At 39.2% G+C, this 16,099-nt stretch carries 12 protein-coding genes and 2 tRNA genes; 9 read left to right on the plus strand and 5 right to left on the minus strand.

The window, feature by feature from the left end; genetic code table 11:
• From BMY80_RS12220 to BMY80_RS07515, 9 genes are all read left to right on the plus strand, one after another.
• The coding region (locus tag BMY80_RS12220) for a hypothetical protein (protein ID WP_177178527.1) at window positions 1-267 on the plus strand (267 nt) is incomplete at its 5' end.
• Between the two features lie 326 nt (window positions 268-593).
• The gene (gene typA, locus BMY80_RS07480) at window positions 594-2,432 is read left to right on the plus strand and encodes a translational GTPase TypA (protein WP_031578469.1); all 1,839 of its coding nucleotides are present in this window, start codon (window positions 594-596) and stop codon (window positions 2,430-2,432) included.
• Between the two features lie 293 nt (window positions 2,433-2,725).
• On the plus strand, window positions 2,726-4,090 hold the full coding sequence (locus BMY80_RS07485) for a hypothetical protein (RefSeq protein ID WP_093142445.1): 1,365 nt from the start codon (window positions 2,726-2,728) through the stop codon (window positions 4,088-4,090).
• 177 nt (window positions 4,091-4,267) lie between these two features.
• Window positions 4,268-4,753 (plus strand): NanQ anomerase/TabA/YiaL family protein, encoded by a 486-nt coding sequence (locus BMY80_RS07490; protein ID WP_093142448.1) that lies wholly within the window; start codon window positions 4,268-4,270, stop codon window positions 4,751-4,753.
• An 84-nt stretch (window positions 4,754-4,837) separates the two neighbouring features.
• Window positions 4,838-5,584, plus strand: a complete 747-nt coding sequence (locus tag BMY80_RS07495) for a tRNA threonylcarbamoyladenosine dehydratase (protein WP_031578466.1) — start codon at window positions 4,838-4,840, stop codon at window positions 5,582-5,584.
• Between the two features lie 130 nt (window positions 5,585-5,714).
• Window positions 5,715-7,169, plus strand: coding sequence for a hypothetical protein (locus tag BMY80_RS07500; protein ID WP_143066488.1), 1,455 nt, complete (start codon window positions 5,715-5,717; stop codon window positions 7,167-7,169).
• A 3-nt stretch (window positions 7,170-7,172) separates the two neighbouring features.
• On the plus strand, window positions 7,173-9,209 hold the full coding sequence (locus tag BMY80_RS07505; protein WP_031578464.1) for a UvrD-helicase domain-containing protein: 2,037 nt from the start codon (window positions 7,173-7,175) through the stop codon (window positions 9,207-9,209).
• Window positions 9,210-9,320: 111 nt separating this feature from the next.
• Window positions 9,321-9,397 (plus strand) — tRNA-Arg (locus tag BMY80_RS07510).
• Between the two features lie 14 nt (window positions 9,398-9,411).
• Window positions 9,412-9,496: transfer RNA gene (locus BMY80_RS07515), tRNA-Leu, on the plus strand.
• Between the two features lie 188 nt (window positions 9,497-9,684).
• Here the strand turns inward: BMY80_RS07515 and BMY80_RS07520 are convergent.
• The 5 genes from BMY80_RS07520 to lysA form a co-directional block, all read right to left on the minus strand.
• A complete protein-coding gene (locus tag BMY80_RS07520; protein ID WP_093142453.1) occupies window positions 9,685-11,853 on the minus strand; it encodes an ATP-dependent helicase in 2,169 nt (722 codons plus the stop codon).
• Window positions 11,854-11,986: 133 nt separating this feature from the next.
• Window positions 11,987-12,697, minus strand: a complete 711-nt coding sequence (locus tag BMY80_RS07525) for an HAD-IA family hydrolase (RefSeq protein WP_093142455.1) — start codon at window positions 12,695-12,697, stop codon at window positions 11,987-11,989.
• 129 nt (window positions 12,698-12,826) lie between these two features.
• A complete protein-coding gene (gene xerA / locus BMY80_RS07530) occupies window positions 12,827-13,786 on the minus strand; it encodes a site-specific tyrosine recombinase/integron integrase (protein ID WP_093142458.1) in 960 nt (319 codons plus the stop codon).
• Between the two features lie 75 nt (window positions 13,787-13,861).
• Window positions 13,862-14,692 carry a diaminopimelate epimerase gene (dapF, locus tag BMY80_RS07535; protein ID WP_093142459.1) on the minus strand — a complete coding sequence of 277 codons (831 nt, stop codon included), beginning with the start codon at window positions 14,690-14,692 and terminating at the stop codon, window positions 13,862-13,864.
• 19 nt (window positions 14,693-14,711) lie between these two features.
• A complete protein-coding gene (lysA, locus tag BMY80_RS07540) occupies window positions 14,712-15,959 on the minus strand; it encodes a diaminopimelate decarboxylase (RefSeq protein ID WP_093142462.1) in 1,248 nt (415 codons plus the stop codon).
• Window positions 15,960-16,099 lie beyond the last annotated feature (140 nt).

Below are 16,099 nucleotides of genomic sequence, written 5' to 3' on the forward strand. Positions count from 1 at the left end.
TTTGGAGCAGTTTTTGAAAGCTGTGCCGAACAATTGGAGGAAATACATCTGAATATAGCATTAGATACACTGATGAATACCTTCATGGGCTATGTACAGGCTCTGCGTGACAGAAAGTATCTGAAAAAAAGCTGTTACGAAAAGGCAATGGTACTGGCTTTCAAAATGCTCAGCAGCTGGTTTACCGAACAGATTGCTTATATTCAGGATTTCGTATTAGGTCTGTACGAAGAATTCGCCACCAAAAAAACTCCAAAATTGTCATAAAAATCAATACATGTTTTTAAAAAACACCTAAACCGCATGGATTAAGGTTGCGCTATGTTTTTCCACTCAAAATCATGTGGGAAAGTTGAGTTACAAAGACAGCAAAATATCCCCTGCATAACAATGATTCGGTTAAAGGAAGAAATTTTTGCACCAAAAAAGAAGTTTTTCTCTTATAACAGTCCAAAATTTAATAATTTTCTATAGACTCAACGCCTTAAATTATTAAAAAACACATAATTTTGTATAAAATTATATCTTTTGCTATACAGATCACATAAATAAATGTACAATAGCCCCGAATTTTAATAATAGCAGAGGCTGGTATGTTAGAAAAACTTCGTAATATTGCCATTATTGCTCACGTAGACCATGGCAAGACAACTTTAGTAGATAAATTATTACGCCAATCCGGAACTCTCGATCGTTCCCTGGATGGACAGGAACGTGTAATGGACTCCGGTGATATTGAAAAGGAAAGAGGCATTACCATATTAGCTAAAAATACTGCTATTGAATGGAATGGCTACAGAATCAATATCGTAGATACTCCAGGTCACGCTGACTTTGGTGGTGAAGTAGAACGTGTTATGAGCATGGTAGACTCTGTTCTGCTTCTTGTTGATGCAGTTGACGGTCCTATGCCACAAACCAGATTCGTAACCCAGAAGGCTTTCAAGCAGGGACTCAAGCCTATCGTGGTTATCAACAAAATCGATCGTCCTGGTGCAAGACCTGACTGGGTTATTGATCAGGTTTTCGATCTGTTTGACAATTTAGGCGCCACCGATGAACAGCTGGACTTCCCTATTATTTATGCATCAGCTTTAAATGGTTACGCAACTTTAGATCCTAATACTCCGTCTGATGACATGACTCCTTTATTCCAGGCGATAATTGATAACGTTGAACCACCTAAGGCTGATCCGGATGGTCCTTTCCAGATGCAGATTTCTCAGCTTGACTATACATCATATGTTGGCGTTATCGGCATCGGTCGTATTACTCGCGGTACAGCAAAACCAAACGCTGCTGTTACCATTGTTAGTCCAGACGGTTCAACCAGAACAGGTCGTATCGGTCAGGTGCTTGGCTACATGGGTTTACAGCGTTCTGAAGTTGCTGAAGCAAAAGCCGGTGACATAGTCGCTATTACAGGCCTTGGTGAGTTACAGATTTCAGATACCGTTTGTTCAAATGACAAGGTAGAAGCTTTAACCCCGTTATCTGTTGATGAACCAACTGTTACCATGACCTTCCAGGTTAACACCTCACCATTTGCAGGTCAGGAAGGTAAGTTTGTAACATCAAGAAACATTTGGGAAAGATTACAGACTGAGCTCGTTCACAACGTTGCTTTACGTGTTGAACAGACTCAGGATCCAGACAAATTTAAGGTTTCCGGCAGAGGTGAATTACATCTTTCAATCCTTATTGAAAACATGCGTCGTGAAGGTTACGAATTGGCGGTATCACGTCCTGAAGTTATTCTCAAGGAAGTTAACGGCGTCAAGATGGAACCGATGGAAAATCTTACCATTGACATTGAAGAGCAGCATCAGGGTTCTGTAATGGAACAGCTTGGTGTGAGAAAGGCTGACCTCAAGGATATGGTTCCTGACGGAAAGGGACGTGTAAGACTTGACTATGTTATTCCATCAAGAGGTTTAATCGGCTTCCAAACCGAATTCATGACTCTTACATCCGGTACCGGTTTAATGTATCACACCTTCGATTCATATGGTGAATGGCGTGGCGGAAACATCGGTCAGAGAAAGAACGGTGTTATGATTTCAAATGAAACCGGTAAGGCCTTAGGTTACGCAATATGGTACTTGCAGGACAGAGGCAGAATGTTCATTGAACATGCACAGGAAGTTTATGAAGGTCAGATTGTAGGTATCCATAATCGTGAAAATGACCTGACCGTTAACTGTCTGAAGGGAAAGAAGCTTACCAACGTTCGTGCTTCAGGTACCGATGAAGCCATTGTACTGGTTCCACCTGTACGTCTATCACTTGAGCAGGCACTTGAATTTATCAATGATGATGAACTTGTTGAAGTTACTCCTACAAGTCTCCGTTTACGTAAGAAGTTACTTACCGAACTTGACCGTAAGAGAGCTTTCAGAGCCGCAGGCGGAAAGGAAGCCAACAACGAATAATAGTTACGTGTAACTTTAATATCATCCAAAACGGGGCTTTAAAAGCCCCGTTTTTTCAAAAAATTACGATCCACATTCAGAAAGTAAACAATTAACAAAATCTTAACTACAATTTCTTATATAATTGCCGTAAAACAAAGATAACATCACTCTAAATATTTTTCAGTCGATGTAAAATAACGGGATATCATTATATTTGCTATTTACCAATTGCTTTACCGTCAGGACGTGTCACTTGCTCAGTACAACTAAAGCAATTCATTTATTAAAGAATTTACTTTTGAAGGTCTAATATGAATTTTCATTTTAAGAAATATGTCTCTGTAATTTCAGGCGCTCTATTATTAGCCTCACTTCCAATTACCAGCTGGGCTCTTGATAATAATTACGGCGTAAGAACCATCAACAAGGATATAACCGCCTCTCAGTTGGAACATAAAGCAATAGACGGGTACAATTTCATTTTTTCCGCAGCCTTTGTAACAAAGGGAGCCTGGGGATATGACAATCCAAATAATTTCACTAAGTTAATCACTATTCTGGAAAAGGCTCAGAAAGAAAAGGAACTTACCAGCGAAGGTGCCAATTTACTTGCCGCCCTATTGAAGCTGAAACCAAAAATTCTTGCCAATCCTAACGATGCACTTACCATGACGGGTATAAACTCTGTGAACCAGCTGGGAACCAGTTACGCACAGACCAGAAAGAATCTGCTGTTATCACACAAAACATTCGATAACAACATTGACGTTCTTTTTGCATATGACGGAAGCAACATATCCCTGAAAACCGGAGAGCAGTTCGTTCTCGGACTTATTAAGAGCTTCACCAACGACAAAATCCAGATTGAATACATTCAGGACGAGCAGCCTGATGTTCTGGCATACTATGAATCCAGAGAATTCAGAGACTGGGTTAATTCCTACCCGGATACACACAGATTACTCGGTAAGATAAAATACAGTTCACAACAGAAATCAAATCAGATTAAAAATTATGTTGATAACGTTAACCAGCGTATTTTCAAAAAGAAGTTTCTTAACAGTGTCAATGGTAACAGTCTGATAATTGACTCATCACGAGTTGAACCTCGCGACATTGTTGATTATATTTTCGAAATATACAAATTCTTACCTAGCATCAATATTCAGGAAGCTAATGATTTCAATACTGTTCTTGATGACATCATGAGAAATGAAGAAAGACGTCAGTTCAGTGCCATAGATAATGCAAACCTGTTTACTACTGTAGGACCTAGTGTAACCGGTCAGATTCAGACAACTGAACAGGGAAGAAGACTTTTCAACGATCTGCACATAACACTGCAGGACTTTTTAGAAACCAATGATGAACCTGTAAAGCTTTATTTTATTGACCCTAGAGCCTTGCTGTCTTTCCTTACCCTGCTTGAAGGATCAAAGCTCGGCAATACTCTGGGACCTAACGAGGACTATTCATATACCGCAGACACGTTCAAAGTTGGAGATCTTGCTCCGCTGAACTCTATACTTATTTTTGATTTTTATAAAAACAGAGATAACAAGATTCTGGTGAAAATCAACCATAACGGCAAAATTCTTACATTAAAAGACACATGTCAGTCATTAGAAAATACTGCATATAACTGGGAAGATTTAGCAAAGTGTCTCACAAACTAGTTGATTGTACTAATAACTAAATTCTGGTTACAAATCAAAAATCCTCCCTCGGGAGGATTTTTTAACTAATAAGACAAAACTTGCAGGTACACAAACAGAATATTACGGCTCAACAAAACAAACTCAGTAGATAATGCGTGCTACAATATAGCAAGAATAATTCAAGGAGATAGCTTTATGTATTGTGGAAATTTTAACGATCTTCCAGAAAAAGAACATGATACCCCTTTAGTTAAATACATCAGAGAAGCTGTGGCTCTAAATGCATCCGGCCGGGTTGAGCTGAAAAAAGGACTGGTTTATGCCAATTTTGATACCAGTAGAACCGAACTGACGGCTAATCGTAAATTTGAATATCACAAAGATTTCCTTGATGTTCATGTAATTCTTACAGGTTGTGAGACCATTGGGTTCACACCAAAAAAATTTCAGGAAAACTCCGGTATAAAACATACTTTTGACAGTGAAAAGGATTTAGGTTTTATTGAAGAAGAATTACCTGCATGCTACGTGACACTTCATCCTGGTGATTTTGCAATATTTTTACCTGAAGAACTTCATAAACCGCTCTGTGCAGTCAATGAACAGCCGATTGAAATTAAAAAGATAGTGCTTAAGGTTCACAAAGACTTCTACGCCCACTGTCTCAGCCTCAGCGTTTAACTATAATTATTTTCCGCGAAGTACATGACAAGTACCGGAATAAGCAACAACCATACAGATAAAACACAACTAAAAGAAAACAATATGGAAATTACAGATAATTTAAAATACAGGTTCAGAGGTCCACGTGCTCTTTACGGAGAAGAGGCTGTAAACAAATTCGCGCACAGCCACGTATGTATCGCCGGTACCGGAGGAGTGGGTTCATGGGCAATAGAATCTCTCGTAAGAACAGGGGTTGGACATATCACAATCATAGATAAAGACACTATTGATGAATCAAACACCAACAGACAGCTTCATACTATGCAGAGTACCCTTGGAGAATACAAGGCTGAAGCAATGAAAAGCAGGATGAAAGACATAAATCCTGATGTACAAATCGATGTAATTACCAAATTACTTACGATCGATAATATTCCGGATATTATTTCCAATGTAAACGCAGATATCTATATAGACGCTATCGATGATTTATCAGCAAAAGCCGCATACATACATCATATACACAGAATAATGAAGAAAACAGTGATTGTAGCTGGCGGAGCAGGAGGAAAAACCAACCCTCTTCTTGTTACCAAAGGAGACCTGTCAGAAACAAAGGGAGATAAACTGCTTGCCAGATTACGGGCAAAATTCAGAAAAGAATACGGATACCCTCAGGCAGGGAAAAAAATGAAGCTGACAGCTGTTTACAGTACCGAACAGGGTAAACTTGCAAAAGATGTAAACGACGCAGATGACGTTCCTGTTTTTGGAGCCGCAATGTGTGTAACTGCCGTAGTAGGGCTTAATATCGCTGCACTTGTACTGGAAAAACTCAGAGGTTAATATGGACCGCGAAGAAACCAAGCAAAAACTAAAAGGTTTTTTAGTTCAGTATTTATTGAAATATAAAGGAATTAACAGCAACGATTATTTTTCATGCCTGAATCCAGACCATCAGAATTCAGGGAAATCAATGCATTTTAATCCCAAGGATAATACAATTCATTGCTATGGTTGCGGCTGTACCTACGATATTTTTTCATTGATAGGAATTGATTTTAATCTGCCTCACTTTCAGGATCAGCTTGATAAAGCCTGTGAACTGTTTCTTGATACCAGAAAGATTAACAATCCCAAAATAACACCTAATGAGATTACAAACATGTCAGACCGAGGAACAAAGATCGTAGATTACACGTCTTTCTTCAGAATATGCGCCAAACAGGCACAAGCCACAGACTATTTTCATGAAGCGGGAATCACTGATGAAACAGTATCACGATTCAATCTCGGGTATGATCCTGAATTTTCCATTGGCAACAATCAGCAGATTAAAGCAATGATTATTCCTAACGGGCCATACGGATTCTGGGCAGTCAATACAGAAACCGACCCTGATGACGATTGCCTTTTTTATTATGGAAAAGATGCTTTATTCTGCCCGCATATTAACGATAACATAGATGACGTTTTTATAACAGACAACATTATAGATACACTGTACATGTGTCAAAGCGGAGTCTGTTCTATGGTCATTTCTAATGAAATTCAGTTAAATGAATTTGTTTATCTGCTTTCACAGCAGGTAAAAAAAAGGAATTACTATATCACTGCCGAAAGTGATAATCGCATAACCGGTCTGATTATCAGAGAACTCATTAATTATGAACAGCCAAATCATCTGATTGACCTTGCCTACCCCGCAAAGTCAGTCAGTGAACTGATTATGGCCTGTCCTGACAAATTCACGGACAGGATAAGAAACATCAAAAAACTGCTGGGCATAACCCCCAGAAAACTGCTTGCACGTAAAACATATGATCTGATTTCTGATGAAACATCCTTCTGCGAAATATACTATTCCAAAGGAGTATACGGTATCTCTACCGATGTATTAACTAAACGGAAGCTTCTGTCAAACTGGATTATAGATTCTTCAGAAGACACGGATTTTATTTACCACACATGTATATCAGAATGGAATATTCTCAGTGTTGAACTTGATGCCAGAACCACTGATATCAGCAAATCATACTATTCACTTCTCCCAAAAATAGGCTTATCCGAAAACACCGGAAATCCTGATGCTGATGCCGGCAATCTCCTGACTGTGTTCGCATCTAAAAAAATCCGCAGACAGGAAGGAAGCGTACTCGTTATAAATCTCCAGAACTGCAGTGTGGAATATATAAAAAAGCTGGTCAATCGACTCATGACAGAGCTTAGAAACTACAATCATTCTATTATCTTCTTCTGTCAGGAGGATAACAGATCACTTATCGAAGAATTCTGTTGGCAGACATTCACTGTTAAGCCTGATATTGATCCTGATTCAAACGACGATGATGATTTCAGCAGTCATGACTATCGCGTCGTTGCCAACAATGCTGTCTCAGGAAAAATTCATTTTTATACCACTCTGGAGTAGCAAGTGCAACTTAATGAACAGCAGCTTGAATCTGTTTACTATATCAGCGGTCCATGTCTGGTACTGGCCGGAGCGGGGTCAGGAAAAACCCGCGTAATTACTGAAAAGATTATTCATCTGATTCAGGACTGTGGATACAAGCCGTATAACATATTCGCTGTTACCTTCACAAACAAGGCGGCCAGAGAAATGAAAGAGCGTATAAGCGCCTCTCTAAGCAGTGATACCATTAAGGGGCTGCACGTATCAACATTTCACTCCGTAGGTTTGGATATTCTGAGGCAGGAGCATCATTACGCAGGTATCAGGCCTAATTTTACTCTTTTTGACGAATATGATCAGATGACTGTTATCAAGGAAATTCTGCAGGAACTGCAGGGAACCTATGCAGATAAGGATCATCTTAAAGACGAATGTCAGTTCTGGCAGAACAAAATCAGCAGCTACAAAAACGACCTTATCGGATATGACGAAATTGACCAGGAGCTCAATGACACCAACCAATTAGCAGCCATTATCTACAAGCGCTATGAAGAAACGCTCAGAGCCATAAACGCAGTGGATTTCGATGACCTAATTTATTTACCTGTACGAATGTTTCAGAATCATGAAACAGTTCTGGAAAAATGGAGACAGCGAGTAAGATACCTGCTGGTAGACGAATATCAGGACACCAATGCAAGCCAGTATCAGCTTATAAAACTGCTGGTAGCCAAACGTCAGAGATTTACCGTTGTTGGAGATGATGACCAGTCAATATATTCATGGAGAGGTGCAAGACCGCAGAATATCAGTCTGCTTAGAGAAGACTTCCCAGAACTTAAGGTTATTATGCTGGAACAGAATTATCGTTCATGCGGACGTATTTTGAAATGCGCCAACCAGCTTATATCTCAGAATAAACATGACTTCGTTAAACAGCTTCATTCTAAACTGGATTATGGTGCAAGAATAAACGTTATAGAAGTGCCTGACGCTTCTCTTGAAGGAAAAACACTGGTAACCGAACTTCTGGCTCATCATTACATGAATAAGACCAAATACAGTGATTACGCCATTCTGTATCGAGGAAATTATCAATCAAGAGAAATTCAAAAAGCATTACAGGAAAGCAATATACCATTCAGAGTCGTTGGCGGAACAAGTTTCTTCGCTCAGGCTGAAATCAAGGATTTCATGAGTTACCTGAGAATTATAGCCAACGATGACGATGATAAAGCATTCTTACGCATAATCAATATTCCCAAAAGAGAGATTGGACCGACATCAATAAGCTATCTTGATACGTTTGCGAAAAAATACGGCATCTCGCTGCTTCAGGCCTGTAATCATCCTGAACTTATAAATGAAGTAAAACCAAAAACCGTTGCAATCTTCAGAAGCTTTTACGATATGATTGACAGTATAAGAACTGATTTAAATGGTGCCGAATGGGAAAAACATCTTGAAGAACTGCCGGAACGACTTGGATATACTGACTGGCTTTATCTTGATTCAAGCAGTGAAAAAGCAGCAGAAGTACGTTTGGAAAACGTAAGAACCCTCCTTAAATGGGTGAACAATGCCGTTAACGGAGATGATAATGAATTCATTGGAGACATGCTGATAAATGACGCCATCAATAAGTTGTGCGTAAGAGAACTGCTGGACAGAAATGAGGAAGAATACGAACTGGAAGAAGTTCAACTCATGACTCTGCATTCATCAAAAGGTCTTGAATTTCCATATGTGTTTCTTATAGGAATGGAAGAAGGATTGCTTCCTCATGAAACCAGTATAGAAGAAAACAATATTGAAGAAGAAAGGCGTTTAGCATATGTCGGTATTACCAGAGCCAAAAAAGAACTATATCTGATGTACTGCAAAAACAGAAAATCCAGAAAAAGACTTGAAACCAAAGTTGAACCCAGCAGATTTCTCTTTGAACTTCCTGAAGAAGATCTGCATTGGCCTGCAAAATTAAAAGATAATCGTACTGAAGAAGAAAAAAAACAGACTATGGACAGCCTGTTTGAACAATTATTAAACACTTTAAAGTAAAAAGATGAAAATATCGCCTAAAAATTCACATTTCAGGATTTTTGGTAGTAAAATTATGCAAAGAGTGGTTGACATGCAGTCATAAGTATTTATAATTGTACTTCGTTGACTACTTCCGTAGCTCAGTTGGATAGAGCATCGCCCTCCGATGGCGGAGGTCGCGGGTTCGACTCCCGCCGGGAGTGCCAGTATACAAGACAATGCGAATGTGGCGAAATTGGTAGACGCGCTAGGTTCAGGTCTTAGTGCCGCGAGGCATAAGGGTTCGAGTCCCTTCATTCGCACCATATCTTTTTAATATCTTTATATTCCTCTTTAATCGATTCTTAGCCTGTTGGTTTTAAATTTTTTTTGTTTCTTTACAATATAGAATTTCACCTATATCAGACATGTCGGTAATGAGCTTCAGAAATAACCTTTTACGAAATTATTCAGTATTATTCTAAAAATCGTCAAAGACAGGCTGATTCGCCTGTTATCTTGAATTGTAAACGTAATATTCCAGATAATCCTTGTCCAGTTCATCGAAAAACATACTGGCTCCCCCCGAAAAGAAATTACCGAAACTCATTCTCATATCAGCAAAGGTAAGCACAAGGTTGTTTTTTGCCCTGGTTATAGCCACATACGCAAGTCTTCGTTCTTCATCGAGCTTCTTGCTATCTCCAAATGAATATTTGTTGATTCCGTGAGGCATAAGTCCTTCCTCAAATCCGGCAACAATCACACACGGAAATTCCAAACCTTTGGCACTATGTATGGTCATGAGATTAACACCGGTATCCCCTGAATCATCATCATTTTTAGAGTTACCAAGATCATTATCTCCGTTCATAGCAACGGTTGTAACAAAACCCCGAAGAATATCTTTGGGGGTAAGCGCCGGTCTATCTGAAACATGTTCCTCCGGAGCAGAAACGGTATCAGCTGACGGTTCAGGCAGTATGTTTTTTTCTTTCCTGTTTTCCGCAATATCACTTACATTCTGAGCGCTGTTTTCGTTCTCTGTAACAGAGTCTTCATCAGGAAAATCCAGCTTGTTATCAAAATCCTCTACATCCAGATTACTGATTACGTCAACAAGTTCTCTGATGTTATTACTGCGATTCAATTCATCATGGTTTTCATCAATATCTTTCTGACGATAATATTCTATAAGTCCGCATTCCACCAAAAGGTTCATAACCTGATCACCAATACCGAAATCTCTGCTCTTTTCATCGAATTCATTCCCTGCTCTCAGAATAAAATCGACAAAATTCTTTATACCCAGTGATTTCTTATTGGCCTTGCAGTAAAGCATACATGCATCAAATAATGATACCCCCTGCTGTGAAGCAACAGTTTTAATTTTAGATAAGGTAACTTTACCTATCTTACGTGATGGAACGTTAATAATCCGTTCAAGAGAAGCATCATCTTCATGATCCAGAATAAGACTAAGATAGGACAGAGTATTCTTTATTTCCTCTCTATCATAGAATCGCAAACCTCCGATAATCCGGTGAGGAATTCCGGCATTCACAAATGCAGATTCAATAGCTCTTGACTGCATATTAGTACGATATAAAACAGCAAAATCTGAATTTTTATAATGATATGCCGCTTTGTACTTCTTAATAATCTGCGCAATGATTTCCGCTTCCTTGTCAGGACTCCCCGTCTGAATTACTCTGACCTTATTTGTATCATGTCTTTCAGTAATCAGGTTCTTTTCCGTAAATCTTGACTGGTTATAACCAATAAGCTTGTTGGCATTAGCAAGAATGGCACTGGTTGAACGATAATTTCTGATAAGCTTATGTAATGTTACGTGAGGATAATCATTATAAAATCTATTGAGAATATCCATTACCGCTCCGCGCCAACCGTAAATAGACTGATCATCGTCACCTACAATTAAAACATTACTGTTCTCTCCGCTTATGAGCTTTAACCATTCATACTGAATTGAATTTGTATCCTGAAATTCATCAACCAGAATCTGTTTGAATTTTCCATTCAGAAAATTCTTTACATCCGGATTGGAACGCAACAGTTCCACACATCTTAGAATCAGCTCGGAAAAATCCAGAACATTTGTTTTATTACACTTATCCTGATAAAGAGCATATACATCATCAAGCTTATAAATATCGCTTAACCCGCCAAAATCATGATGAGGTCTAAGTCCCTTATCCTTAAGTTCTGAAATGTATGATGCGTACTGTTTTGGGGAAATCTCCTTTGTCTTTTCAATTTCCAGTTCCTCAAAACACTCCTTAACAACTCTGGTCTGTTCCGCAGTATCCAGAATCTTAAAGTTTGGTCTCAAACCTGCCTGATTCGCAAAATTTCTCAGGATCTTGCAGCAGGCTCCGTGGAAGGTACAGCACCACAGATATCTAGTATTCTGTTCACCGATAAAATCATGAATTCGCTGATTCATTTCCTTAGCGGCCTTATTGGTAAAGGTCACCGCAAGAATGTTATGAGACTGAATCTGATGTCTGATAATAAGATACGCCAGTCTTCTTACCAGAACCGTGGTTTTTCCGGTCCCCGCACCGGCTATTATCAGCATGTTTGATAACGGCGAAGTTACAGCCTTAAGCTGTTCCGGATTCAACCCCTTAACGATATTATCAACAAATCCTAATGACATTATGACAAACTCTCTTTACATAAAACAAGTTCTGGTCTGAACTCAAAAAAGCAAATCATGTAATTCATACATTTTTGATTCACAAAACCATGTTATATTTATTATACTCGATATCCACCCAAACTTATCATTATTACAGCAATAAATCCGTTAGTTCAGCGATATTGTTTATACACACATGAGGCAAAATTCTTAACTCAGAATTGTCACAGTGATACTGAGTCTGGCGAACACACATTGCCCCCGCTTTTATCGCACCTAAAACATCAGTATTCTCGTTATCTCCGATGTGACAGACTTCAGATATGTCTACTCCGGCATACATTGCCGCATGAAGAAACATGGCAGGATTAGGTTTTGAAGGCATATTCACCGCAGCAAGTATAACTTCATCAAAACAATCTTCGTATCTGGCCAGCTTCGGGCTGGAATTTCCGTTAGTAAGACCTATCAGGGGATATCGTTGTTTTAAACGATATAAAACATCTAATGTTTCACGTGGAACATTAATGCGTGAACGGACTTTTATAAAATCATGCATCAGAGCCTCAGCTATAGCCCCGGAGTCATCAGACGACTTACCTGCTCGCAGAAGCACTTCCTTGAAAATAAAGTACCTGAGCATTGAAACATCGTACTCAAGTTCAGGACATACAGATAACATCTCCTGACGTACAGATGAATAGACCTCATCGCTTAACCTGTTACCCTCCAGATATTCAACTCCAATTCTGGTTTTAATGTAATCTTCAGCATAATCAATCACAGGACCATTATCGTATAAGGTATCATCGAGATCCAATGTGAGCACACGAGGTGTATGCCAGTCACGATAAAAATTCATAGTAATCCCCACCCCGTCTCATAAATTCACATAAAAAATACACGGCCTGTTTTCTGCTTATTTTAACTGATATTCACTATTTTATCCGATAATAAATATAAAACGGAATAAACAAACGGAACCACTTTTCTATTCTTTCTGCTCTGAAGTATTACCATCCATTAAAGCCAGAGGATGTGCTTTAGTATAAACATCTTTAAGTCTTTCAATATCCAGATGGAGATATATCTGTGTCACCGACAGGGAAGTATGCCCCAAAATTTCCTGAACAACTCGTATGTCTGCCCCTCCTGCCAACATTTCTGTAGCAAAGGAGTGTCTCAATTTATGTGGAGTAATCTTTAAAGGAATATCTGCGGTCAGCCCCATCTTTTTTATTGAAATCTGTACCGCTCTGGTTGTCATCTGTTCCCCGAATCTGTTTACAAACAGATAATCACAGTCAGGTGCTGCCAGCAGATCCCTCACAGCGAACCATTCCATCATTGCCTGGAGGGAATAACTGCCGAATGGTACTATTCTTTCTTTATTGCCTTTACCGATAATTCTGATTTCCATCTTCTCAAAATCAATATCACTGATTTGAATACTCACCAACTCGGAAACACGGACTCCACTGGCAAAAAGAAGTTCTACTATTGCCCGATCGCGATAATCCTTAGGAGACGGATCATCAGGCAATCTGGATAATTTTTCAAATTGTTCATATGTAAGATAAGCAGGAAGATCAGCTGTAAATTTCGGAGTTTTTATGTCAGCCATGGGATTAATCTTTATTTGTCCCATTAACACCAGATACTTATAAAAACTTTTTAGTGTGCTTACCAGATGAGCTCTTGAACGATTGCTGATATTTTCCTTGTCGGAAACAAGAGATGTTGTTTCTCTGATCCCCAATCTTAGATCATGTTCTGATGCATCGGCAAATGAGGTTAATTCAGACAACTTTTTATTTAGAACTTCTATAAAATGATGAAGTTCCCTTTCATAGCTTTTAACGGTATGAGCGCTGTATCTTTTTTCGTAAGTAAGATAATTAATGAAATCAGATACTTCCTCGTAAAAAAGGCTGTACTTTGTATTCTGCATAATCCATTCTCCAACGGTTAAGCCAATGGCTACGGTATAATGGAAACCTGCAGAGGTATAAGTGAATCAATGTAATTAAAATTCAATTACACCATCATAAACTAGAGTCGCAGAACCTTTCATCATTACCGGATAACCTTCCCCCTGCCACTCTATCGTAAGTTCACCGCCATCAGAAATAACGGTAACAGGAGATTTTAAAACACCCTGTTCTATACCAACTGCAACTGCGGCACAAGCACCTGTTCCACATGAAAGGTTTTCACCGATCCCGCGTTCATAAACCCTTAATTTAATTTTATGTACGTTAATCACCTGCATGAAACCGACATTTGCTTTTTCAGGAAAACGTTCGTGAACTGATATCTTTTCCCCTAATCCTAAAACGTCAGCAGTATTAATATCATCTACAGTAAGAATGCAGTGAGGATTTCCGGTAAAAACCACTCCGCACAGTATATGACTGGAATCAACCTGCAGAAGGTATGTCTTGGTACGATTCTGCGCTCTGAACGGAATTTTTGCAGGTTCAAATACGGGATTCCCCATATTAACAAGAACCTGATTGTCATTGAGCATGGTCAGCACCAGTTTACCGCCCAATGTGCTGACGTGGATATCCCGATGGTTAATAAGTCTTTTCTGAGTTACAAACATTGCAAGACATCTGGCACCATTTCCCCCCATTTGAATTTCCGTACCGTCTGAATTGTAAATCCGATAATGGAAATCCATCTCTGGATCGTAGGGAGGTTCAACTACAAGCAGATGATCAAACCCCACTCCGAATCTGCGATCGGCAAGACTTTTAATCTTGTTCTCAGACATGAAAAACTTCTGGGTAACGGCATCGATTACCATAAAATCAGTGCCACAACCATGCATCTTGGAAAAATTTATCAGCATATCCACTCAGCTTACATGATTAAAGTTTGTGTTCGTTACGCCATAAATCAGATACTGATTCACGATCACGAATCACATGTACTTTGCCTCCTTCAACCATTAACTCTGCAGCTCTAGGGCGAGAATTATAATTTGAAGACATGGCAAAGCCATAAGCACCTGCACCATGCATAACCAGGAAATCGCCTTCCTGAACCTTTAAAGATCTTTCCTTACCAAGGAAGTCACCTGTCTCACAGATAGGACCTACAACGTTATACACGTTTTCTGGACGATCAAGGTTATGATCCGCTTCTTCAATACGCATCCAGGCACTATAAAGTGAAGGTCTGATCATATCATTCATAGCAGCATCTACTATACAGAAATTGCATACTTCACCCTGCTTCAGATACTCACATCTGGTAACCAGTACACCTGCATTTGCGACCATTGATCTTCCAGGTTCACATATAAGCTTTAATTTTCTGCCTGCAAGCTTTGACTTAACAACCTTCAGATAATCACTGACAGCAGGAGGTACTTCATCCTTATAAACCACACCGAGACCACCGCCTATATCGATGTGTTCAAGCTGAATCCCCTCAGCAGCAAGTCTGTCAACAAGAGCCAGAATACGATCCAGAGCATCCACAAACGGTGTAAGAGAAGTCAACTGAGAACCGATATGACAGTCAATACCAATAACTTTTACACCTTCAAGAGTAGCAGCATGTTTATATAATTCAAAAGCAGTTTCAACAGGTACACCGAATTTGTTGTTCTTTAACCCGGTTGAAATATACGGATGAGTTCCTGCATCAACATCCGGATTTACACGAATTGAAATAGGAGCTTTGACTTTCTTTGAAATTGCAATACTGTTAATACGTTCAAGTTCAGCCGGAGATTCAACATTAAAACACAGAATCTGCTGATCCAGAGCATATTCGATTTCACTAAAAGTTTTTGCCACACCGGAATATACAACTTTCTTAGGATCTCCACCCGCTTCGATAACACGTGCAAGTTCACCGCCAGACACAATATCAAAGCCAGTTCCCAGAGAAGCCATTAACTGTAAAATGGCAATGTTACTGTTAGCCTTAACTGCATAACATACTAAGTGCTCCACATCTGAGCTTGCGGCATTATAAGCATTCAGATGCTCTTCAAGCTGAGCCTTAGAATAAATATACAGAGGTGTGCCATATTTCTGTGCCAGTTCCTTAACTGCCAAATCCTCTACAGAAACCAACCCATTACTTTTAGTTGAAATAAAACTCATATAAACTCCCGACTGAGTATTGTCCTTATCAATAACCGGAGGAAAAATACGACCACTCCCCATTTTTTCAAATTTTACTATATTTTGGAAAACTTGTTATATTTTTATGCAAATACCATACACATTATGATGTTTTTGTG

The sequence above is a fragment of the Ruminobacter amylophilus genome, from assembly GCF_900115655.1.
GTDB classification, from domain to species: Bacteria; Pseudomonadota; Gammaproteobacteria; order Enterobacterales; family Succinivibrionaceae; genus Ruminobacter; species Ruminobacter amylophilus.